Source organism: Mycoplasmopsis bovirhinis, from assembly GCF_900660515.1.
In the GTDB taxonomy this organism is placed as follows: domain Bacteria; phylum Bacillota_I; class Bacilli_A; order Mycoplasmatales; family Metamycoplasmataceae; genus Mycoplasmopsis; species Mycoplasmopsis bovirhinis.
This window is the reverse complement of the sequence record NZ_LR214972.1, coordinates 182,658-205,799: the sequence shown is the minus strand read 5'-3', so window position 1 is coordinate 205,799 and position 23,142 is coordinate 182,658. Positions and strand designations below refer to the sequence as shown.

The 23,142-nt window shown below is 28.1% G+C and carries 22 protein-coding genes and 1 tRNA gene; 22 read left to right on the top strand and 1 reads right to left on the bottom strand.

Translation table 4 applies throughout. The features are described from left to right. Positions 1-547 precede the first annotated feature (547 nt). The 9 genes from EXC44_RS04085 to EXC44_RS00780 all read left to right on the top strand — a co-directional run bounded on the left by EXC44_RS04085 (position 548) and on the right by EXC44_RS00780 (position 11,661). The gene (locus EXC44_RS04085; protein ID WP_408634240.1) at positions 548-1,954 is read left to right on the top strand and encodes an ABC transporter ATP-binding protein; all 1,407 of its coding nucleotides are present in this window, start codon (positions 548-550) and stop codon (positions 1,952-1,954) included. Further along, positions 1,935-3,266: an ABC transporter ATP-binding protein gene (locus tag EXC44_RS00815; protein WP_129621041.1), complete on the top strand. Its 1,332-nt coding sequence runs from the start codon at positions 1,935-1,937 to the stop codon at positions 3,264-3,266. The genes EXC44_RS04085 and EXC44_RS00815 overlap by 20 nt, the downstream gene beginning before the upstream one ends. Positions 3,267-3,332: 66 nt before the next feature. Beyond that, on the top strand, positions 3,333-4,355 hold the full coding sequence (locus tag EXC44_RS00810) for a heat-inducible transcriptional repressor HrcA (RefSeq protein WP_099309303.1): 1,023 nt from the start codon (positions 3,333-3,335) through the stop codon (positions 4,353-4,355). Then, positions 4,348-5,166 carry a nucleotide exchange factor GrpE gene (gene grpE, locus EXC44_RS00805; RefSeq protein WP_129621039.1) on the top strand — a complete coding sequence of 273 codons (819 nt, stop codon included), beginning with the start codon at positions 4,348-4,350 and terminating at the stop codon, positions 5,164-5,166. The genes EXC44_RS00810 and grpE overlap by 8 nt, the downstream gene beginning before the upstream one ends. A gap of 98 nt (positions 5,167-5,264) precedes the next feature. Beyond that, on the top strand, positions 5,265-7,061 hold the full coding sequence (gene dnaK / locus EXC44_RS00800) for a molecular chaperone DnaK (protein ID WP_129621037.1): 1,797 nt from the start codon (positions 5,265-5,267) through the stop codon (positions 7,059-7,061). A gap of 425 nt (positions 7,062-7,486) precedes the next feature. Next, the gene (locus tag EXC44_RS00795; RefSeq protein WP_129621035.1) at positions 7,487-7,987 is read left to right on the top strand and encodes a dUTP diphosphatase; all 501 of its coding nucleotides are present in this window, start codon (positions 7,487-7,489) and stop codon (positions 7,985-7,987) included. A 16-nt stretch (positions 7,988-8,003) separates the two neighbouring features. After that, positions 8,004-8,087 (top strand) — tRNA-Leu (locus EXC44_RS00790). A 94-nt stretch (positions 8,088-8,181) separates the two neighbouring features. Beyond that, positions 8,182-9,273, top strand: a complete 1,092-nt coding sequence (locus tag EXC44_RS00785) for a M42 family peptidase (protein ID WP_129621033.1) — start codon at positions 8,182-8,184, stop codon at positions 9,271-9,273. Between the two features lie 201 nt (positions 9,274-9,474). Continuing rightward, positions 9,475-11,661 (top strand): hypothetical protein, encoded by a 2,187-nt coding sequence (locus tag EXC44_RS00780; RefSeq protein ID WP_129621031.1) that lies wholly within the window; start codon positions 9,475-9,477, stop codon positions 11,659-11,661. Positions 11,662-11,686: 25 nt separating this feature from the next. On the opposite strand, the gene rbfA is transcribed toward EXC44_RS00780, so the two are convergent. Continuing rightward, entirely contained in the window at positions 11,687-12,031 is a 345-nt protein-coding gene (gene rbfA / locus EXC44_RS00775) for a 30S ribosome-binding factor RbfA (RefSeq protein WP_129621029.1), read from the bottom strand. Between the two features lie 235 nt (positions 12,032-12,266). Between rbfA and EXC44_RS00770 the strand changes: the two genes are divergently transcribed. The 13 genes from EXC44_RS00770 (at position 12,267) to EXC44_RS00710 (ending at position 23,139) form a co-directional block, all read left to right on the top strand. Then, positions 12,267-12,563 (top strand): hypothetical protein, encoded by a 297-nt coding sequence (locus EXC44_RS00770; RefSeq protein WP_129621027.1) that lies wholly within the window; start codon positions 12,267-12,269, stop codon positions 12,561-12,563. Next, a complete protein-coding gene (locus EXC44_RS00765; protein WP_120161078.1) occupies positions 12,550-13,323 on the top strand; it encodes a F0F1 ATP synthase subunit A in 774 nt (257 codons plus the stop codon). The genes EXC44_RS00770 and EXC44_RS00765 overlap by 14 nt, the downstream gene beginning before the upstream one ends. Before the next feature lie 9 nt (positions 13,324-13,332). Then, positions 13,333-13,638, top strand: coding sequence for an ATP synthase F0 subunit C (atpE, locus tag EXC44_RS00760; RefSeq protein ID WP_197723762.1), 306 nt, complete (start codon positions 13,333-13,335; stop codon positions 13,636-13,638). 11 nt (positions 13,639-13,649) lie between these two features. Then, a complete protein-coding gene (atpF, locus tag EXC44_RS00755) occupies positions 13,650-14,222 on the top strand; it encodes a F0F1 ATP synthase subunit B (RefSeq protein WP_129621023.1) in 573 nt (190 codons plus the stop codon). Next, the gene (atpH, locus tag EXC44_RS00750) at positions 14,222-14,770 is read left to right on the top strand and encodes an ATP synthase F1 subunit delta (protein ID WP_099309314.1); all 549 of its coding nucleotides are present in this window, start codon (positions 14,222-14,224) and stop codon (positions 14,768-14,770) included. Before atpF ends, atpH begins: the two co-directional genes overlap by 1 nt. Continuing rightward, on the top strand, positions 14,770-16,353 hold the full coding sequence (gene atpA, locus EXC44_RS00745) for a F0F1 ATP synthase subunit alpha (RefSeq protein ID WP_129621021.1): 1,584 nt from the start codon (positions 14,770-14,772) through the stop codon (positions 16,351-16,353). Before atpH ends, atpA begins: the two co-directional genes overlap by 1 nt. Next, a complete protein-coding gene (gene atpG, locus EXC44_RS00740) occupies positions 16,346-17,200 on the top strand; it encodes an ATP synthase F1 subunit gamma (RefSeq protein WP_129621019.1) in 855 nt (284 codons plus the stop codon). Before atpA ends, atpG begins: the two co-directional genes overlap by 8 nt. 13 nt (positions 17,201-17,213) lie before the next feature. Continuing rightward, the gene (atpD, locus tag EXC44_RS00735; protein WP_120161089.1) at positions 17,214-18,617 is read left to right on the top strand and encodes a F0F1 ATP synthase subunit beta; all 1,404 of its coding nucleotides are present in this window, start codon (positions 17,214-17,216) and stop codon (positions 18,615-18,617) included. After that, on the top strand, positions 18,617-19,027 hold the full coding sequence (locus tag EXC44_RS00730; RefSeq protein ID WP_223213745.1) for a F0F1 ATP synthase subunit epsilon: 411 nt from the start codon (positions 18,617-18,619) through the stop codon (positions 19,025-19,027). The genes atpD and EXC44_RS00730 overlap by 1 nt, the downstream gene beginning before the upstream one ends. A gap of 23 nt (positions 19,028-19,050) precedes the next feature. Further along, positions 19,051-19,704, top strand: a complete 654-nt coding sequence (locus EXC44_RS00725; RefSeq protein WP_129621015.1) for a LemA family protein — start codon at positions 19,051-19,053, stop codon at positions 19,702-19,704. Between the two features lie 73 nt (positions 19,705-19,777). Then, positions 19,778-21,847, top strand: a complete 2,070-nt coding sequence (locus EXC44_RS00720) for an Mbov_0121 family peptidase domain-containing ABC transporter (protein WP_129621013.1) — start codon at positions 19,778-19,780, stop codon at positions 21,845-21,847. Then, on the top strand, positions 21,834-22,235 hold the full coding sequence (locus EXC44_RS00715; RefSeq protein WP_129621011.1) for an MAG1140 family protein: 402 nt from the start codon (positions 21,834-21,836) through the stop codon (positions 22,233-22,235). The genes EXC44_RS00720 and EXC44_RS00715 overlap by 14 nt, the downstream gene beginning before the upstream one ends. A gap of 49 nt (positions 22,236-22,284) precedes the next feature. Then, complete coding sequence (locus EXC44_RS00710) at positions 22,285-23,139, top strand: RluA family pseudouridine synthase (RefSeq protein WP_129621009.1); 855 nt, start codon at positions 22,285-22,287, stop codon at positions 23,137-23,139. Positions 23,140-23,142 lie beyond the last annotated feature (3 nt).

Genomic DNA, 23,142 nt, shown 5'->3' with positions numbered 1-23,142 from the left:
AGAACCAGAACCAGAACCAGAACCAGAACCAGAACCACTGTTTGAGGAACAGCCTACTGTTGAAGAAGTTATTGATGAACCTATCGTGGAAGAGCAAGAAATTTACACTGGTCCAATTAACGAAGAAACCGAAGAACCAATTAAAATTCTTCCATTAGTTGTAAAACAACCTGAAGAAGATTTAGATTATTTATACACAGGCCCAATTAATGAAGAAACCGAAGAACCTGCTTATGAGGTTAAAATAGAACCAGCAGTTGAGCAAGAACCTGCCATTGAAGAAAATCAAGCAGTTCATGATTGTTCATTAGATTGTGATCCAACAGTTGAATTCGTTTCATTACACAAGAATTTAGAACAAGAGTTCGAACTTTTTAAGCAGGGAGCAGAGGTAACTACAGCCAAAGCTCCCGTAACTATTAGAGAATATGTAGTATATAAACACCAAAAAGAAGAACCAGTTAGAATTTTTAAGCAAGAAAGAGTTGTAGCAAACCCAAAACCAAAGGTAGAGGAAATAAAAGCGCAAATTCAGAGTGAATTAGTGATAGAACAACTAACTTCTAAAGAAGTTAAAAATGATCAACAAAATATTCAAGTTGATGAAGATAATGATGAACATTATGGACCAAAAGGCTTTTACCACAAACCTGAAGTTTTAAGAGTGCAAAGGCAAGAAACATTCTTACAAACAAAAAAACTTAAAAAGATTTGTAAAATGGAAAAATATTTTGGAAGATTTTATGCTTGTCAGTGTGCTAGACAACATACTCACAAAGAAACATATTTAAGTATTTTACAAAGATCGCTTAGCAAAAATAATACAAATCAATTTAATTTTGAAAATTTTTCAAAAAATGTCGAATATAAAACATTTTCAGATGGTTCAAAATTAAAAATTGCAGCTGAAATTAAAAACATACATTTATCATTTACTAACCCTGCTGTTCCGGGACAAAAAAATAAAGTGTTACGTGGTCCATCATTAGAAGTATATGAAGGTAAAGTACATGCAATTATCGGTGAATCAGGATCAGGTAAGTCAGTTATTACCTCGTTACTTTATGGTTTAACAGGTGATAATGCAGTAATTGATTCTGGTGAAATTAAACTTTATAATAATAACGTTGAAAATTTTAGTTTTAACGATTGAGAAAAATCCAACTACCGTGGTAGAGTTGTTTCAGCTGTTTTCCAAAATCCAATGTCAACTTTAAATCCAACTATGAAAGTTGGGGCTCAAATCATGGAAGGGATGCTTTTAAACAAAGTTGTTAAAAATAGAAAAGAAGCTTATACACGAGCTATTGAATTCTTAAAATTAACTAAGATCAATGACCCTGAAGCTGTTATGAAATTATACCCTCATGAAATGTCGGGTGGAATGATTCAAAGAGTTGTTATTGCAGCTATTGTTGCTTTAGAACCAAAGATCTTAGTTATGGATGAGCCAACAACAGCGCTTGACCCAACAGTTCAAGCTTTAGTGTTAGACGTTATTAAAGAATTGCAAGAAAAACTAAAATTAGCTATTGTTTTCATTACCCATGATCTAGGAGTTGTAGCTTCTATTGCAGATTATATTTCAATTATGTATGCTGGTCAAATCATCGAAGAAGGAGCAGCAAATGAAATTTTAAGTTACCCACAACATCCATATACTTGAGGATTAATCTCAAGTATGCCTGATGTTAATAAAGGTAGCCGCCTTGCAACAATTAGAGGAAGTGTGCCTTCTAATTTAAATAAAATCGTTGGTGATGCATTTGCAGTTAGAAATGACTATGCAATGGGTAAAGATTTAATTGACGAACCTGATTTTTACTGAATTTCTGACACTCACCGTGTTAAATCTGCCTTACTAGATGAGCAAGCTCAAAAATATTATGCACCATATTTAATTCAAGACATATGAAAGGAGTATTTGGATAAAAATGAAACTAGAAAGAACTAAAGTCGAATATACCCAAACTAAATTCCCGTTTCGTAAAATAAAAACTATTAGATACCAAACTCCTGGTGTAGAAGATATGCTTAGTCCTAAGCATAACGAAAAAATTTTAGCTTCATTGCGTAACGTTGATATTGTTTATGGTGAAGGAATAAAATCTTTTAAAGCTGTTTCTGACTTAAATTTAAATATTTATGAAGGTGAAGTTTTAGGTCTTGTAGGAGAATCTGGATCTGGAAAAAGTACAATTGGTAAAACATTAGTTGGTCTTGTTCCATACCGTTTTGGTGAAATTAAATTATTTGACAAAGTTTTGCCTAAAAAATTAACTAGAGGGTTAAAATTTGGTAAGGCTTTAAAAGAATGAAAAGCAATTGAAAACTTTTTAGTTAATAAAGTGCAAATGATCTTCCAAGATCCAGCTAACTCATTAAACCCTCATGCTAATGTTGAAGCAATTGTTTCTGAAGGTTTAGTTAATACTAAAAATGCTCGTGAAATTTTATTTTATAATTTTGACCAAAATACTTTAAAAGAAGTTTATGCTGTTATTGAAGCAACAGAACAAAATAAAGAATTATTTGGTAAATATTTAGATGAACTTAATAAAAATGTTTATTTAGATGAATTTCATGCTTATGAGGCTTTATATAATAAATTTTTAACTAAATTAAAAGATAAAAAATTAACTCAAGCAACTGAAGTATTAGAAAGATTTAAATTAGAACGTGATCAAATGGCTAATTTAACTGAAAAAGAATCTCGCAAATTATTAGTTCGTGATATCTTAATTTCAGTTGGATTAGATGAATCAGTTTTAAGACGTTATCCTCTTGAATTTTCAGGAGGGCAGCAACAACGGATCGGAATTTCACGTGCTGTCGTCTTAAGGCCACAACTTCTTGTAGCGGATGAGCCTATTTCTGCATTAGACGTTTCAATTCAAGCTCAAGTTGTTAATATTTTTAACGAGCTTAAAGAAAAGTACAACTTAACGATTTTATTTATAGCCCATGACTTACGCATGGTTGAATATATTTCTGACCGTATTGCTGTTATGAATAAAGGAAGATTATTGGAAGTTGGTAAAACCGAAGAAATTATGAATAATTCACTTCATCCTTATACTAAAAGTTTACTAGATGCTGTGCCATCAATTAAGGGTAAAAAAGGAAGTTTAATTGGTTATGTGTATGATATAAATATGCATAAATATAACGAAGTAAACCAACCAGAGTGAATTAAAGTAAATGATGATCATTATGTTTTAGCAACTCATCAAGAATTAGCTGACTGAAAAGCTGGTAAATACTAAAATTAAAAATTAGCAAGATTATAATAATATTGCTAATTTTTTTATTTCTTGTGGTATAATAGTCGCATGCATCAAAAACTAAGTAAGAAAATTGAACCAATTTTAAAGTATACTGTTGCATTATATATCGAAGAAGCTAATCCAATTAGCAGTTCATATTTAATTACTAAATATGGTTCAAAATTAAACTGTTCAAGTGCTAAAGTGCGCTACATCATGAATGAATTAGAAGCATCTGGTTATTTAAAAAAATCTCATAATTCAAGTGGTAGGACTCCAACAGTTTTAGGGCTTGATTATTATGCTAAATATTTATCGCGCAGCTGAGATCAAAAGATGAAAGAAAAAGTTGATAAGATTTTAATGCAAAAACATATTGACATAGACCATACAGTTGCTGAAGCAGCCAACATTATTACTGAAATGGCTGGTATTACCTTAGTGACTAATGAAATAACTAAAGATGCGTTACTTAAAAGTATTGATATTGTACCAATAGATTTAAATAAAGCTACAGTTGTTTTAGTTATTTCAACTGGAGAAGTATTCTCAAAAATTATTACTTTTGAGACTAAGATTTTAATTAGTGATTTAAAAATTGCACTTAGAATCTTTAAAGAAAGATTAATAGATTGTAAGTTAAAAGAACTAGCCGAAAAAGTTTCACTGCTCAAAGATTTATTAGCTGAATCAGTGAATGATTATCAATCAATTATTGATTCAATAGTCAACCAAGTTTTTAATACTTATCTAAAACAACAAGAAGTTAATAAACGCATTTATGGTAAGAATAATATTATTTTAAGCAAACAAATTCAACGAGAAGATTTAACAAAAATGATAAATTTAATTGAAGAAAATTCTATTTGGGAAAAAATCCAAGATGCAGCTGATGCTGATCAAAATATTAAAATTACTGTTGATTCTTCTGGAACTTTCATGTCAAAACGAATTGAGAACAATTCAAAAATAACTGAAATTTCAGCGGTTGGCGCTACTAATTCTGATTTTGATGCAATGAAAGCAGCAATTAACGTGCTTGATTCATTTTATAAAAAACTAAATAATGAAGAGGAAAATAATGATTAATTTAAAAATAAAACATAATGACACTTTAAAAGCAAAATTTAAATTATTAGTTGATGGACAAGAAATTACTCAATTTACTAAAGAACAAGAAATCATTATTGGTAATAATGAATATTTACCAAATTTTGATGATTATTTAAAAGGAAGAAAAGTTAAGGATAATTTAGAAATTAAATTATCTTTCCCTAAAAATTATGAAATTGATACTTTAGCTGGTAAGAAAGCTATTGTTATTTTAGAAGATATTAGCTTAAGCGAAGCTAAACTTGAAAATATTCAAGAACTTAAAAAGAAACTTGATGAATTAGAAAAAAAGTTAATGTTTAAAGAAGTTGAATTATTTAACTTAAATGAAACATACAAAACAAAAGCTAAAGAATTTAGTCAAAAAACCCAAGATAAAATCAATGAAATCACTTTAGAATATAAAAATAAATTTGACTTTGAAAAGCAAGAAGCTAAAAAATATGCAATTCAAAGCTTTGCTCAAGATTTTGCAATTCCATTTAGTAATTTTATCGCAGCTATCAAAGCTGGTGAAAATTCACAATCTAGTGAAGTAAAAAATTATATTTATGGTTTTAATATTATTTCTAGGCAGTTTGAAGAACTTTTAAATAACAACGGTATTGAATTAATTATCCCAAATTTAAACGATGATTTTGATCCAAACACTCAAGAAGCAGTTGATTTTAAAGAGTCAAACGATCCAGAAAATAAAATTTTAAGAGTTGTTAGATATGGACTTTTACTAAATGGAAGAGTCATAACACCAGCCTCAGTATTACTTTCAAAAAAATTTAGCAATTAAATGCTTTGATTGCTAAATTTTGTGTTATAATATTTTCAGTTGTTGCAAGAAACAACTTATCAAAGATACATAATATATAATTATAATTAGGAGATAAAATGGCAAAAGAAATCGTATTAGGAATAGATTTAGGTACAACAAACTCAGTTGTATCAATTACAGAAGGAAAAAACCCAGTTGTATTGGAAAACCCAAATGGTAAAAGAACAACTCCTTCTGTAGTAAGTTTTAAAAACTCAGAAGTAATTGTTGGAGATGTAGCAAAGCGTCAAGTTGAAACAAACCCAAACACCATTACTTCAATTAAAAGATTAATGGGTACTGACAAAACAGTACGTGCAAATAACAAAGATTATAAACCAGAAGAAATTTCAGCAATGATTCTTTCATATATGAAAGAATATGCTGAATCAAAATTAGGACAAAAAGTAACTAAAGCAGTTATTACTGTCCCAGCATACTTTGACAATGCAGAACGTGAAGCAACTAAAATTGCAGGTAAAATTGCAGGTTTAGATGTTTTAAGAATTATTAATGAACCAACAGCAGCAGCTTTAGCTTTTGGTTTGGAAAAAAATGATAAATCAATGAAGGTTTTAGTTTATGACCTTGGAGGGGGAACTTTCGATGTTTCAGTTTTAGAACTTGAAGATGGAACTTTTGAAGTTCTTTCAACTAGTGGTGATAACCACCTTGGTGGAGATGATTGAGATAATGAAATTGTTAAATGATTAGTAGCAAAAATTAAATCTCAATATAGTTTTGATGCTTCTAATGATAAAATGGCAAAAGCAAGATTAAAAGAAGCTGCTGAAAAAGCTAAAATTGATCTTTCAAGCCAAGCTGTTGCAACAGTTAACTTACCATTTTTAGCTGTAACTGAAAATGGACCAGTTAATGTTGAATTAGAATTAAAACGTAGCGAATTTGAAACAATGACAGCTCATTTATTAGACCGTACCCGTAAACCAATTGAAGATGCTTTAAAAGAAGCTGGAATTACAGCAAGAGACTTACATGAAGTTTTATTAGTTGGTGGATCAACTAGAATGCCAGCAGTACAAGACATGGTAAAAAGAACTTTAGGAAAAGAACCTAACCGTTCAATTAATCCTGATGAAGTTGTTTCAATTGGAGCTGCAATTCAAGGAGCTGTTTTAGCCGGAGATATTGATGATATCTTATTGTTAGATGTTACACCTTTAACATTAGGGATTGAAACAATGGGAGGAGTTTCAACACCTTTAATTGCAAGAAATACAACAATACCTGCAACTAAATCACAAGTTTTCTCAACAGCAGCAGATAACCAATCAGAAGTTACTATTAGAGTTGTCCAAGGTGAACGTCCAATGGCTTCAGATAATAAGTTATTAGGACAATTTAATCTTGGAGGAATTGAACCTGCTCCCAGAGGAGTGCCTCAAATTGAAGTTAGCTTTTCAATTGATGTAAATGGTATTACCACTGTAACAGCTAAAGATTTAAAAACTAACAAGGATGCCACAATAACTATTTCAAATTCATCTAAATTATCAGAAGAAGAAATTCAAAGAATGATTAAAGAAGCAGAAGCTAACAAAGAAGCTGATGAAAAACGTAAAGAAGAAGCGGAAACAATCGTAAGAGCTGAATCATTAATTGCTCAAATTAAAAAAGCAAATGAAGAACAAGGAGATAAACTTGATGCTAAATCTAAAGAAGAATCAGAAAAACTTCTTAAAGAACTTCAAGATTTATTAGATAAAAAAGATATTGCAGCTCTTAAAACTAAACTTGATGAAGTAGAGAATATGATGCGTAATTTTGCAAACTACGCAGCGCAACAAAATGCTACAAATCAAAGTGAAAATGAAGCAAATGAAGAAGATACTGCAACAGTTGTTGAAGAATAATATATTAGAAAACAATAAAATATCTAGCTATAGCTAGATGTTTTTATTTATTAAGATAATACTTAAACTTTAAATATGATTAAAAATCAAGGGATTTTAGTAAGATTCATGGAAGAAATTTTCAACAAATAAAATAACAAAAATTCTATAATTAAAATATAATCATAGAAGCAAAAAGAATTAAAAAACTATAAAAACTTATGATGCTAGCTGGATTTAGAATTAAGTGAAGATTAACTTATTAAAGCAACTTGCTTTCATAACAGAATTCTTGGCAAAAAGGAAGCGATACAGATGTAAGTCATATAAAAGTAGTTAACAAAGCATAGGTAAAACTGATAAAGAAATTTAATAAATAATTAAACAAACTAGCTTAATTATTTATTAACAATTTAAATTATTTTATTATATAATATTTAAATATTATGAATTTAATTCAACTCTTTGAAATGCAAAAAAAATTAGACGAAAAGATTGAAAAAAAGCATGAATCAATAAGCCCAAATTTTAGTAAGAAAGAAATTACTTTGCAACGTACATTAGCATTAATGGTTGAAGCTAGTGAGTTTATTAACGAAGTCCAATCATTTAAATATTGGAAACAAAATAAAAATATTTCGAAGACAAAAGTATTAGAAGAATTTGTCGATTTATTGCATTTTTTCATCAGTTTATCTTACCAAAATGATGTTCCACACACTCTTAATCCTAAAATTAATGAATATAATGACATAAACTTGCAATTTAAGGAATTATTTATTAATATTAGCGAGATTTTAAAACAACCTAATAAAGAAAATATTCAAATTTCTTTTGAAATTGCATTAGGTTGTTTTGAAATGTTAGGGTATAATTATAATGAGTTGTTTGAAGCTTACTTTTTTAAGAATCAAAAAAATTATAAGCGCTTATATAGCAATTATTAATTGCTATATAGTTTATGCCTTAGTGGTGGAATGGTAGACGCTGCGGACTCAAAATCCGCTGGAGCAATCCGTGCAGGTTCAAGTCCTGTCTAAGGCACCAAATGATTAATAGCTGATTAAATCAGCTCTTTTTTAATATTTATTTTGAATAATATATTAAAATATACTAGATATTTTAACCAAAGGAGGTGAATATGGATCAAAAATATCAAAATTTATTTGAACGTTTAAAACATTATATGGAATTATCAGCAATTTCACGTTTTGAAGAAACAATTGTTGATAATTTAAAACTCGGTATTAAAGTTGGAAGTTTTGAAATTTCTCGCGATAAACTTGGTTCAGTTATTTTTTATAAAAAATCAAAAAAAGTTAATGCTCCAAAAGTTATGATTGCAGCTCATATGGACGAAGTAGGTTATATGGTTAGAAGCATTAAAGATAATGGTAATTTAATGGTAACACCAATAGGAGGAATATGACCTTCAACTGTTATCGGAACGAAAGCCATTGTTATTTCTTCTGAAACTAAACAACAATTTGTTGGAGTTTTTGGTCATACAAGTATTCATATTATTACAAATGAGAAATATAAAGCTGCTATGACTAATGATGAACTATATGTCGATTTAGGATTTAAAACAAAAAAAGAAGTGGAAGAGCATAAAATTAATATTGGAGACCAGATTTTAATGACTGGTGAAACTGTGCAATTAGCTAATAATTTAGTTGGTGGAAAAGCTATGGACAATAGAGCTGGTGTTACTTCACTTGAATTTATTGCTAATAATGTTGCAGATCTTGATTTAGATTGTGATTTATATTTAGTAGGAACCGTTCAAGAAGAAGTTGGTACAAGAGGAGCAAGAACTGCTGTGCAAATAATTAATCCAGATATAGCCTTTGCATTAGATACTGGGGCTGCTCATGATACAACTGGTGCTAAAGAAGGTACACCAGTTTTAGGAAATGGTGTAAGTGTTTTAGTTAAAGATGGTGGTACTTTACCAGATCCTAAATTAATTAAATACTTATTTGAAATATCAAAAAAACATAATATTCCTGCATATAAATACGTAGCTGGTGGCGGTGGTACAGATGCAGCTGAATTACAATTTGCTCCTGGCGGAGCAGCAGTAATGACTATTTCAATTCCACAAAGATATCTACACAGTCCAATTGGAGTAGCTTCACTAATAGATATTCAAGCTACTATTGATTTATTAACTGAATTTATTAAAGATTTATCACCTGAAAAATACCAAGATCGCTTACAATACAAATAAGCCAAAGCAAGTAGCTTTGGCTTTTTAAAATTTTTTAATTATATAATAAGCAGGTAATTAATAAAAGAAAACAAAATTAATTTTATGATAATGTTATGATAATTTTCATAAGTCTGAAATATTCCAGAGCTTTCAAAATTTTTTGGAGTTATTTTCTTTGTTTTGATTATCCAACCTGTTATTATTGGTTTGATGAATTTTATGAAAGGACCAAATACAGTGAAAAAACTTAAAGCAATATTTTTAAAACTAAACCTAGTTACAATTCCCTTAACTTTGTTTGTATCTAGTTGTGCAAAACTACAAAAAGAAGATAATGAACAAGAAAACACAAAAGAAAAATCAAGTAGTGTTATAACATCTCCAACACTGCCAGTATTAAATGTTCAATTACAACTTAAAACTGAGCAAGAAAATAAATTAAATAATTATGGTAAAAGAAATAATAAGATATTAAAAACAAGCGAAAATAAAAGGTTGTTTGATTCAATCAATAAGGGATATAAATTAGCTTATAGCCCTTATTCAAAAGTTATTATCTTTTGAGATAAAGATGAAGAAATTGAATATGCTGACATAGATTATGATCATAATACTATTATCAAAGCAGAAGATTTAGATGATGATTATATGATTGTAAATCATCTAAATCCTAGCTTAGATGGTGAACCTAATTATTTACTTAATTACCAAATAAATAATAATAACTTGATTTTAAATTATAAGCTAGCAACTAAGAAAGATGATAAGTATTATTATTCTTCTAATTTCTTTAGTCAAACTTTGGTAATAACAAAACCCAAAGAAGATAAAAATGAAGATCAATCTCATAATGAATTATTAGAAAAAACTATTAATTCTAGCGAAGATAAGAAAAATAAATCTTCAGATCAAAAAAAAGATAATAATAGTGAAGATGACCAAAAAACTTTTAATTCTAAGCAAGATAAGTTAAATGATCAAGATAAAGAAAAGTCTAAAAATGAACCAGTAAATAAAAACACTACTACTGAAGATAATAAAACTGAAGAATTTAAATCAAACAACCAAAACATAGATTCTTCAAAAAATGAAGATGATTTAGATAAAAATACTGATACTAATCAGCTAGAAAACTCGGAAGCAAAACAAACCACTGAAGAAAGCAAAAATCAAGAATCAGATGCCCAAAATCAAGCGATTTTGATCTTAAATAATACGGATCAAAATTTTGGAAAAATATTTGATGATATGCTTAATGTCTATAAGAGTAAAAATTCCAATAAAACTAAATACGAAACAGGAAAAATTGTAACAATGCAATGATATGTACTAACAACTAAAAGACCTAAACCATTTTTATCAATTTCTGGTTCAGGTGGTAAAAACGCTATTTTCTATATTAATGACGGATTTGATCCAAACTGAAAAAAAGATCAAAAATTCGATTCTAGCTATGATGAAGGTTCAAGAACTCTAAATATTACTTATACAATATCAGGTAACACATATAGACAAAAGTTTATTGTACCTGAACCAATTCCTATAGAACAAAGGCAGGAAAACCAAGAAAAAAATACGATTGAAGATAATGCTAAAATTAATAAAAATCCATCAAATAATGAATCAGAACCAACTAGCAATAAAGAAGAAAAAGATTCTTTAGATCCAAATCAAAATCAAAACACTAATAAAAATTCTACCGATACTTATGAATTAGGTGCTTCAAAACAAAACAATGAATCTTTAAGCCAAGAAGATTCAAATACTAAAACTAACTCACAAAATACAATGGAAAAAAGTAATTCTGATCAAACTTCAAACATTGATGCTAGGCAACCAGATAACTCAAATTCTAGCGAAATTAATTCAAATCAACAAGGTGATAAAAACCAAAATCCTTCAGAGACAACTAATACAGATGATACAAATTCTCAAAGCAATCAAGATAATAACCAGACTCAAAATTTAACGAACGATACAGTCTCAGAAAATTCAAAAAATAGTAATGAAAACCAAATAAACGAAGAAGAAAATGAGCAAAAAAACAGGCAAGAAGGAGGATTATTAGTTTTAAGTACAGAGGAAAATTTTGGAAAAATTTTTGATGATATGTTAGAAAAATACAAAACAAACAAAACTTATAAAAATAAATGAGAGAGCAAAAAAGAATTAACCTTACAATGGTATAAAAAGACTAAAAGTCGTCCAACACCATTTTTATCACTTGCTTCATCAAAAGGCAAAAATGCCGTTTTTTATATAAAAGATTCACAAGACCCAAGTTGAAAAGATAATAAAACTATTAAATCAACTTATGATGAATCTTCTAGAACTTTAACTATTACATATGATATAAAAGGAAGTACTTATACACAATTTGTAATAATTCCAAATGCAACAAATTAATAGAAAAACGCCTAATTAGGCGTTTTTATTCATTATTTTCATCTTTTAATTGTTGCAATATTTTATCAATTTGGCTACCAGTTTTTGAAACTGTATCTAAATAAAATCTTACTTCTGGAACTTTTCGTCAATCAAGGGATTTAGCTAAAAGCTTGCGAACAAAACCAGATGCATTATTTAAAGCAATGATTCCTTTTTTTTCGTTTTTTTCAAAATTAACATAAACTTTGACTAAACTTAGATCAGAAGATAATTTGGCCTCCATTACAACTGGGTTAATAATATTAACATTATCTAAATCATAAGCTAAAATACTAGCAATAAGTTGTTGAATTTGGTTTTCTTTTTTTCTTAAATTAATCAGATTCATAGTAAATATTATACACTTTAATAACTTAGAAAAAATCAAATTTTTATTATTGGGGATTTTTTTAAAAGTAATATAATCAATATTAGCAAAGCAACTTAGGAGAAATTTTATGGTTCAGTTTTGAAATAAATTTGAATTTTTATTTTGAATGTTATTTCTGAGTTTTGGACTAGTTTTTGGAATAATGGAATTGTTTAAGATTAGACTAACTTTAGGTTTTGTCCTAGGTTCGTTAATGTCTTATCTTTTTTTTAAGCTAACTGCAGTTATTTATACAACTTTATTTATTAATAAAAGATTTATTTATTATTTTCTTTTACCTTTAAAAATGTTGTTTTTTGCTGGAGTATTAGCTTTAATAATTTATTTAATTAAATTTATTAATTTAACACATTTACCACAAGATCTTAAAACTTGAACTACCGGGAGAATTAATTTTTTTAGTTTTTGCTTATTTTTATCATTAAGTGCTTTTGCTATTATTTTGCAAGTAATCATAAGTAAAAGAAAGGAAACAAATGGAAAAGTTTAAAGAAGTCTTATTTAATTGAAAACAACCACAATTAGCTTCATTATTTTTAACTGTTTTAATTGTGCTTGTTTTATCACTTTTAATTTATTTTAAAGTTAAAAAAACTAATCCACAAAAAGCTTCAAAAGGAATTGTATTGATAGCCGAAGCTTATGTTGGATCAATAGAAAAAACTTATGAAGCAGTTTCTGGACCTCAAGACAATTTAAATTTAGCTAAATTTTATATTTTAAGTTTAGGAACTTTTTTACTAATTGGTAACGGTGTAGTTATCTTTGGATTTGAACCAATTGTTACATCGTTTTCAGTTCCGTTTACTTTAGCTATTTTAACTTGGCTTGGAGTTTTAGTTATTGGGACAATGTATAGTAAATGACGTTTTTATGCTAAGTTATTAATTCCAACCGAACTAATTGGAAAAGTTTCAATTTTAGTTTCACTTAGCTTCCGTATTTATGGGAATATTATTGGTGGAGCAGCTATTTTAGCAATGGCTTATGTTTCAGGTGGAATTTTATGGCAAAAGATCTTTTCAGTTGAATATGGAAATGACTTATACTTCTTTTCACTTATTATTACTCCATTCTTTCATTTTTATTTTGATATTTTTGGTTCAACACTTCAAGCCTTTATTTTTGCTTTACTAACCTCAGTATATTGGGTCTCAGAAGCAGGAGATGTAAAACCAAAAAAACAAACTACAAGCCGCAAATTATCTTTTAGGGATTGAACTAGAAGAAAAACTCAAGCAATTTATTAGGAGATTATTATGTCTGAAATTACAAGTTTATTACAACAAGCAAGTACAAGTGCAACACAAGTTGCTAATAGTGATGCTGCTAGCTCAAGTGTTAGTGCCGGATTATTAGGTGTAGGTGCTGGAATTGCAGCAATTGGATGTTTAGGAGCTGGTATTGGTCAAGGATATGCAGCTGGAAAAGCATGTGAAGCCGTAGGGAGAAACCCAGAAGCTGAACCTAAAATTCGTTTAATGCTTATTATTGGTGCTGGTATTGCAGAAACCACTTCTATTTATGCTTTATTAATTGCACTAATTATTTTATTTACAAAATAGTAGGTTAGCTAATGACTTATTATAGTACTGCACAAGAATCATCAAGTGTCAACCAACAATTTGGAGATAGATTTAAAAATTTATTTGAAGGTTTATTTCCAAGTATTCCTTTGATGATTGCTACTATTATAGCTTTCATGATTGTTTGTGGTTTAATTTTTTATTTAGTTTATAAACCAATAAAAAAATTAATGAAAGAACGAGCAGCATTTATTCAAAACAATATTGATGCTTCAATCAAACAAAAAGAAGAAAGCATTTTAAAACTAAATGATGCAAACCAAAGTTTAAAAAATGCACATATTCAAGCTGATGAAATCATTACTAAAGCAAAAATTAAAGCCGAAAAAACAGTAGAAGTTTATTTACATAATGCTAAAACAGAGTCAAAACGTCTTTTAGAAGAAACAAATATTGATATTGAAAATCAAAAGAAACAATTTGATTTTAATTCACGTAGATATGTTGTTGAAGTAGCTACAGAATTAGCTCAAAAGATCTTAAAGCGAGAAATTTCACAAAACACACAAGATCAAATTATTGAGCAATATTTAAATTCAGATAAAGATGTTGAGGAACTATAATGTTTCGTAAAACACATACATCAGCTTATGCTATAGCAATTTTTGATTTAGTTTTAGAAGAAGATAAGTTTAAAGAACTTGAACCTTCTTTTGAGTTTTTAAAAGAATTTATTAATGAGCATCCTGAATTTATTGAATATTTAAAAAATGATGGAATTCCTGAATCTGAGCGCTTAGAAACTATTGATTTAGCTTTTAAGGATTTTGATTGAATTATCTTAAACTCTTTAAAAGTTATTGTACAGCGAAAGGCTGTAAGAATTTTAAAAAATATTATTATTGAATATTTAAAACTTTCAAACCATCATTTAAAAATCAGGTATATTGATGTTATTTCGGCTTTTCCTTTAAATCAAAGCCAATTAAATCAAATTAAAGAAAAATTACAAAAGACAACTAGAAGAACAATTAAAATCAACAATCATATCGATAAAAGTTTAATTAGTGGGTTTAAAATTGTTTCGAGAACTGAAGTTCTAGAACTTAATTACAAAAAAGAATTACAAAAATTAAAAAACCAAATTATTTGAAATAGAGAGGAGGTATAATGTCAATTAAATTAGACGATATTTCACAAATTATTAAGGAGCGAATTAAAAACTTAGGTTCTAAAGTTGATCGCTCTGAAGTAGGTAGAGTTGTATCTGTTGGGGACGGGATTGCAATTGTTTCTGGTTTAGAAAAAGTTCGTTACAGTGAATTAGTTCGCTTTGGCAATGGAATTTATGGACTTGCTTTAAATTTAGAAGATGAAACGGTTGGGATAGCACTTTTAGGAGATGCATATTCTGTGGCTGAAGGAGATATTGTCTCACGTACTGGGGAAGTTATCTCTGTTCCAGTAGGTGATCAAATGCTTGGGAGAGTTATTGATGCTTTAGGAGTGCCTTTAGATGGTAAGGGTAATATTAATAACTATAAAACCTCTGAAATTTTCAAAACTGCTTCTGGTGTTATGACTCGCAAAGAAGTTAACCAACCTTTAGAAACAGGTATTTTAGCAATTGATGCTATGATTCCAATTGGTAAAGGGCAACGTGAATTAATTATTGGTGACCGACAAACCGGAAAAACTGCTATTGCAATTGATACAATTATTAATCAAAAAGGTAAAAATGTTAAATGTGTTTATGTTGCAATAGGACAAAAAAATTCAACAGTTGCACAAATTGTTCAAAAACTTTCTGATACTTTAGCTTTAGAATATACAACCGTTATTGTAGCTGGAGCTAGTGAATTAGCTCCTAAACAATATATTGCTCCATATACTGGAGTTACAATAGCTGAAGAATGAATGAAAAATGGGCAAGATGTTTTAATTGTTTATGATGATCTTTCCAAACACGCAATTGCTTACCGTACTTTATCGCTTTTATTACGTCGTCCTCCTGGACGTGAGGCTTACCCTGGGGATGTGTTTTATTTACATTCACAACTTTTAGAAAGGGCTGCAAGATTAAACACTCAATATGGTGGTGGATCAATTACTGCTTTGCCAATTATTGAAACTCAACAAGGTGATATTAGTGCTTACATTCCAACTAATGTTATTTCAATTACTGATGGTCAAATTTTTACTAAAGAATCCTTATTTAATGCTGGACAAAGGCCAGCTGTTGATATAGGTTTTTCAGTTTCACGTGTAGGATCAGCTGCTCAAACTAAAGCAATGAAACAAGTAGTTGGTTCTTTAAAATTAGAGTTAGCTCAATATAATGAAATGCAAGCTTTTGCCCAATTTGGCTCTGATTTAGATGATTCGACTAAATCAATTTTAGACCATGGCACAAAAGTTTACCGTCTTTTAAAACAAGATCAATATTTCACAATTCCAGGATATATTCAAACAATTTTATTAATTGGAGTTAAAGAAAGAATTATTAATCCTTTGCCGTTAGATAAAATTACAACTTACCGTGATAATGTAATTGATTGAGCAATTCACGACCAAGTTGGAATTGATGTAGCTAATCATATTTTAAAAAATGGTAAAATAACTCCAGAGGTTTATGAACTAATTGAAAGCAATTTAGTTCGTATTGTAAAAGATATTATTTCAATTATTCCAAATTACGATGCTAAATTATATGAAGCACTACCTAAAAAATACTTAGGAACTGAGCATGCCTAATTTAAATGGTTTAAAAAGCCGTATTAACGTAATTAAAAATACCGAAAAAATTACTAATGCTATGGAACTAGTCTCTACTTCCAAATTAAGAAGACTTAGAAATGAATTTTTAAGTATTAGTTCTTACCAAGCAACATTGCAAAATATTTTAAATGATTTAATTAACAATATTGAACCTCGTAAACTATATTCAATTTTTCCTAAAAATACTACTAAAGGAAAATTGTATATAGTTTTAACAAGTGATTTAGGGCTTTGTGGTTCATATAACTATAATATTTTTAATTTACTTAAAGAAAAAATTCAGCCCCATGATCAAATTATTATTATAGGTAATAAAGGAATTTCTTTATTTAAAAATTCAAAACTAAAAGATCAAGTAATTAAAACAATTGCAAATGTTGGAGATTCACTGAGTTATGAATTTAGTTCGTCAATTATTAAAATCGCCCTAGATTTATATTCAGAAAATAAGATTTGTGCAATAAATCTTTTATATACTGAGTTTATTAATAATTTGACTCAAGAAGCAAAACTTTTCCAACTTTTTCCATTTGTTCTTGATAAAGAAAAAGTTGGCACTAAAATCTCACAATTAATTGAATTTGAACCAAATGCTGAAACAGTTTTAGTTAAATCAGTGCCCTTATTTTTAACTAGTGCATTATATAAACACGCATTTAGTTCAAAGATTTCAGAAATTGCTTCAAGGCGTAATGCCATGGAAAATGCCACAAATAATGCTGGAGATCTAATCCAAAACTTACAATTAGAATACAATAGACAACGTCAAAGTCTAATTACCCAAGAAATAACTGAAATTGTTTCTGGAGCTGACGCAACATAGAGAAGGAGTTTTTATGATTAAAAATGAAGGTACAATTGTCCAAATTTTAGGACCAGTTGTTGATGTAAGATTTCAAGAAGGAAAATTACCGAAATTATTAAATGCTCTTATTGTTGATTTTGAGGGCAAAAGATATACTTTTGAAGTGGCTCAGCATATTGGTGATGAAACTGCAAGAACCATTGCAATGTGCGATGTTAATGGTCTGCAAAGAGGTTTAAGTGTCTTAGACACTGGTGCTCCAATCCAAGTTCCTGTTGGTGAAAAAGTGCTTGGTCGTATGTTTGATGTTTTAGGTAATCCAATTGATGAATTACCACTTGATTCAGATGTTCCTAAAGCTTCAATTCATGCTTTACCACCAAGTTATGAAGAACAAAAAACTTCTTCCGAAATTTTAGAAACCGGAATTAAAGTCATAGACTTATTAATTCCCTACGTAAAGGGTGGAAAAATTGGTCTATTTGGAGGTGCGGGAGTTGGTAAAACTGTTTTAGTACAAGAATTAATTAATAATATTTCTACTCAACATAATGGACTGTCAGTTTTTGCTGGAGTAGGTGAGAGAACCCGCGAAGGAAATGATTTATATCATGAAATGAAACATGCTGAAGTTTTAGATAAAACAGCTTTAGTTTTTGGTCAAATGAATGAATCACCTGGAGCAAGAATGCGGGTAGCTCTTAGTGGTTTAACTATGGCTGAATATTTTAGAGATAAACGTAACCAAGATGTTTTATTATTTATTGATAATATTTTTCGTTTTACCCAAGCAGGTTCAGAAGTATCAGCTTTACTAGGTAGAATGCCTTCAGCAGTTGGATACCAACCAACTTTAGCAACCGAAATGGGTGCATTGCAAGAAAGAATTACTTCAACACACCGTGGATCAATTACCTCTGTTCAAGCTGTTTATGTACCAGCAGATGATTTGACAGATCCAGCACCTGCAACTACTTTCACACACTTAGATGCCAAGACTGTTTTAGATCGTACCATTGCTTCACTTGGAATTTACCCTGCAATTGATCCATTGAATTCATCTTCAAGGTTATTAGATCCTTTAATTGTTGGTTTAGAACATTATGAAGTTTCCCAAGGTGTTGTGTCAATTTTGCAAAGATTTAAAGAATTACAAGATATTATTGCAATTTTAGGAATGGGTGAATTAAGTGAAGAAGACAAAGCAATTGTGGCAAGAGCAAGAAGAATAAGAAACTTCCTTTCTCAACCTTTTACAGTTGCTGAAAAGTTCTCTGGAATCAAAGGAACATATGTTCCTTTATCTGAAACAATTCGTAGCTTTAAAATGATTTTATCTGGTGAGTTAGATGAATATCCAGAAGATTTATTTAGATATGCCGGAAGTATTGATGATGTTATTTCAAGATATCAAAAACTTCAAGAAGGAAATTAGTGGCTAAAACTTATCTAAAAATAACTATTCCAAGCGGGATTTTTTATGAAGGTTATACTGAAATTGTTACTTTAAAAACTTCAGTTGGTTATATTGGTTTACAAGCTAATAAATCTCCATTATTTTCTAATATTGAACTAGGAACTTTAACAATTGGTTGAGAACATGATGAAAGTTCTGAAAAATATTATATTGGAGGTGGCTTAGTTTATGCTAATGGTTCCAAAATTGATATCATTACTGATGATATTATTAAATTATCAGAAATTGATCTTAAAAAGCAATTAGCAGAAAAAGAAGCTTTAGAAAGAGCAATTGCTGAAGGTAATCCAGATACTTTTGACATTGCTAAATTAGAAACTAAACTAAAACGCACTTTATTTAAAATTAAAAATTTCACTAATGGCTAAAATATTGTATAATGAATAACAGTATGGCAAATTTATATAACAATAGAGAAAACAAAAATAGCGAAGGTTTTAACCCATATGTAGATAATACCGAACTAAGTGCAAAATCAAGTACTGCTGCAACAATAATCTTTTGAATCGTAGGTCTAATTATTTTTTCTGGAATTTATTTTTTAGTAAAAAGAAATTCATACCTTAGACAACAAAACCATATTAATGAAGCAGCTTCAACAATTGATGTTCAATTAGCTAAAAGATCTGATACCTTAGTTAAATTATTTGATGTAGTTCAATCTCACAAACAATTTGAAAAAGATACTTTTAGTGAAATTGCTCGTTTAAGAACTTTTAGATCTTCAACTAATTTAACAAGTTCACAACGAAGTGAACTTGAAGGTCTTAATAGTTCATTATTTGGAAGATTGATGGCTGTTTCTGAAAATTATCCAGAACTAAAAGCTTCTCAATCATATAAAGAATTAACTGAACAAATTATTTACCTTGAAAGAGAAATTGCTGCTGCACGTAGATTATATAACTCAAGTGTAACACAATTTAACTCATCAATTTTTACATGACCAGGTAGTGTAATAGCTGCTGCTTTAAAACTTTCTACATTTGCATTATTCGCTGCATCTTCAAGACAAAGAGAAGATGTTTCTATGAAAGGACTATAATATTTATCCCTAGCACTTTTTAGTGCTAGGTTTTTTATTTGTCTTTTTTAAAGGTTTTTTTATTTAAAAATATATGTTGCAAAACAAAAAACAAATCTCACCATGAGATTGCTCTTTATATGTTTTTAGGGAATATTTAAGTATAAAAAAATATCAAGATATTCCTCTTGAAGAATTAAAATTTAAAGCTAATTATAACCAAGAAGGTATTAGTTTAGAAGATTACAATTCATTGCTCAAAGAATTTGGATATTATATTAATGCTTATAATGCACCTGTAGATCAAATTAGCAGCCTTGACAGTAGTGAGTTGCCTTTTGGTGCTATTATTAGTACCGGAAATTATAGCCACATGGTTTTAATTTTAAAAAAAGGTAAACATAAGATAACTTACTATGACCCAGGTACTGGTCAAAAAGTGCAAGTTAGTTTTAAAGAATTTAGTAAATTTAGCAAAAACATTTATATTGAATTTATAAAACAAGATAAAGTTGTTGGACAAAAACAAGAACAAACATTAAAAGAAGATATAAGTAAAAATCAAACAATTTTTGGATTATTTCAAATAACAAAAAATAAGATTATTTTATTAATTGTTTTATTATTTGAATTAGGTCTTTATATCTTAATTCCTTGAGTTAATAAACGAATCTTAAATATTATTATTCCCTACAAACTAAAAGACGAACTAATTTTTATTGCTATTTTAATCTTAATTAGTTTTTTATTTATTTATTTGATACAAACTTTAAGTTATCAAATTACACGGTCTTATTATTATAAATATTCTTATAAACAACTTTTTGAAATTTTAAGTAAATTTCAAAAAGAAAACTATTGTTTGTTAAATAATATGCCTAATATTGAGATAAAAAACCGTTTAGGTAATTTATTTTATGTTTTAAATATCCAAGAAGTATTTTTAGCAAATTTTGTTGTTAATTGTATTGGTTTTGTTGTTTCCTTGCTTATATTACGAAATATAAACTTAGTTTTATTGTTAGTCTTATTTGCCTTTGGTATTTTAATTTTAATTATAAGTTATCTGAAAAAGTTAATATATGAAAAGAAGTTTTTAAAAATTCAAAGTAATTCTTATTACTTAGAAACTAAGTCTGATAATTTTATTAAAGCATTAAAAGAAAATCAAGAAGACTTTTTAACCCGCAGAATTTTAACTAATTGATATAAAGATTGTAAAAATTTCAAAGATGAAATCTTAGAATTTGAAATTACTAATAACCAAATTAATTCATTTCATAATATTGTTGAAATTTCGCTTCATTTATTTATTAGTATGATAGGGGTTTTAGAAGTGTGAAACCAACGAATGGAATTTGTTAATTTTGTTTATTTTTTAACATCTATTAATTTATTTATTAGACCTTTAAAAGGATTTTTTAATAATTTTGACTCATATATAGAGTATATGCAAAAAATTAAAACAATTGAAATTTTTTATAAAAATCCAAAAATTTACTTGCCTGTTCCTAAAATTCAAGAAACAATTAAATCATTGCAACTTTCTTATGCTGAATTTAGATACAACCAGAGCAAACAAGCAATTATAAACATTGGTCGTTTAATTTTTAAAGACAAAGTTCATATAGTAGGCAAAAACGGAAAAGGAAAAAGTACAATTGCAAAATTAATAGCTGGGATTTTGCCCTTAAATAAAGGAGAAATTTTTGTAAACGAAAAAATTTCCTATTTATTTTATAATGACCAATTAAAAGAACAAATTTTATATTTAAATTCTGATCGAACAGATTTAGATTTAAAAGTTAAAGATTTTTTAATGATTAATGATCAAGATGGTTTATTAAATTTACTTAATAAAAGTAGCTTTATTAATACCTTAAATGCAGTAAATTTAGACCTAAATTATTTTTTAGATAATAATATCAATGGGCTTTCAAAAGGTCAATTAGCTATTGTGAAAATTTTAAAATTATTTTTAAGAGATTATGATGTTATTATCTTTGATGAGGTTTTTGAAAATTTAAGTTTTTATGTTTACAGTAACTTAAAAAATCTTTTAGGGGAATTTTTAGACAAAAAATTAGTGGTTGAAATTAGCCATAGTAATCGCTTTGTATTTGATGAAAATTATAGCGAGGTAAATTTAGATGAAATTTTATAAAAAATATTGAGTTAGCATTTTTATACTATTTTTAATTATTTTATGTTTTTGTTTTTTACTTTATTTAATTGGTTATTTAAAAACTTATGAATATTATAATGTGCAAATTCATAAATTAAAAGATGAGCTTTATTTACAAAATATTCCTTATGAAAAGTTAATTAAAGATAATTTTTTGTTTAACATTAATTTAAATAATATAATTCAGAAATTTGATTTAGAAATTAACAATAAAATAACAGACGAAGGAATTTTAATTAAAAGCTCAGAATTAAAAGGATATTTAGAATCAAATAATATTTATACAATCCAAGGATATATTTCAATTGAAAAAGAAACTATAAATCAAATAATTATTAGCTATTTAAGAAACCTTTTACCAATCTAACTAATAATAATGTATAATTACATTATTATATTTTTTTAAAGAGGTATTTATGTTTGAAATCTTAGCAACAAAAAATGATCAAGGAAGAACCTTGTACAAACTTCTATGTAAGTATTTAAATAATTTAACAAAATCTAGATTAGAAAAAATATTCCGTAAAAAAGATATTAAAGTCAATGGGATTAGAACTAATGACAAAAGTTTTAAAGTTAGTGAAAATGACCATATCATTATTTATGGAGTTTTCGATGCAAATAAACAACAGGAAATAAAACTAGTTAAGCCAAATTTAAATATTCTTTATGAAGATGATAATATTTTATTAATTGATAAAGTACCTGGCCTCATTGTGCACGGGGAAGAGAACTCATTAGATGATCAAGTTTTAGCTTATTTAGGCTTTGTGCAAAAAGATAGTTTTAAACCTTCACATGTCGGTAGACTTGATAAAGCTACTAGTGGATTAATACTTTATGCAAAAAACTATGAAACATTAACTATGCTTAATGCAAAGCATAAATATTTCACTAAGAAATATTTATTTAAATCTAATTTAGAATTAAAACCAAATCAAAAAATAGATTTAACTATTTATCTTGTTAAAGACGAAGCTGATCAAAAAGTTAAAGCATATGCAAAAGAAATGCCTAACTCTCAAAAAGCTCAAACCTTGTTTTATTTAGAAAAAAATGACAAAATTGCTCAACTTGTAACTGGTCGCAAACACCAAATTCGAGTTAGTTTACAATACTTGCACAAACCAATTTGAGGTGATAAAAAATATGGTGGTAAACCATCTCAAAGACTAATGCTTCATTCATTTTATTTGCAATTTAAAGAGTTAACAGGTAATTTAAAATATTTAAACAAAAAAGAATTTTGAACAGAAAAACCTAAATGGTAGGAG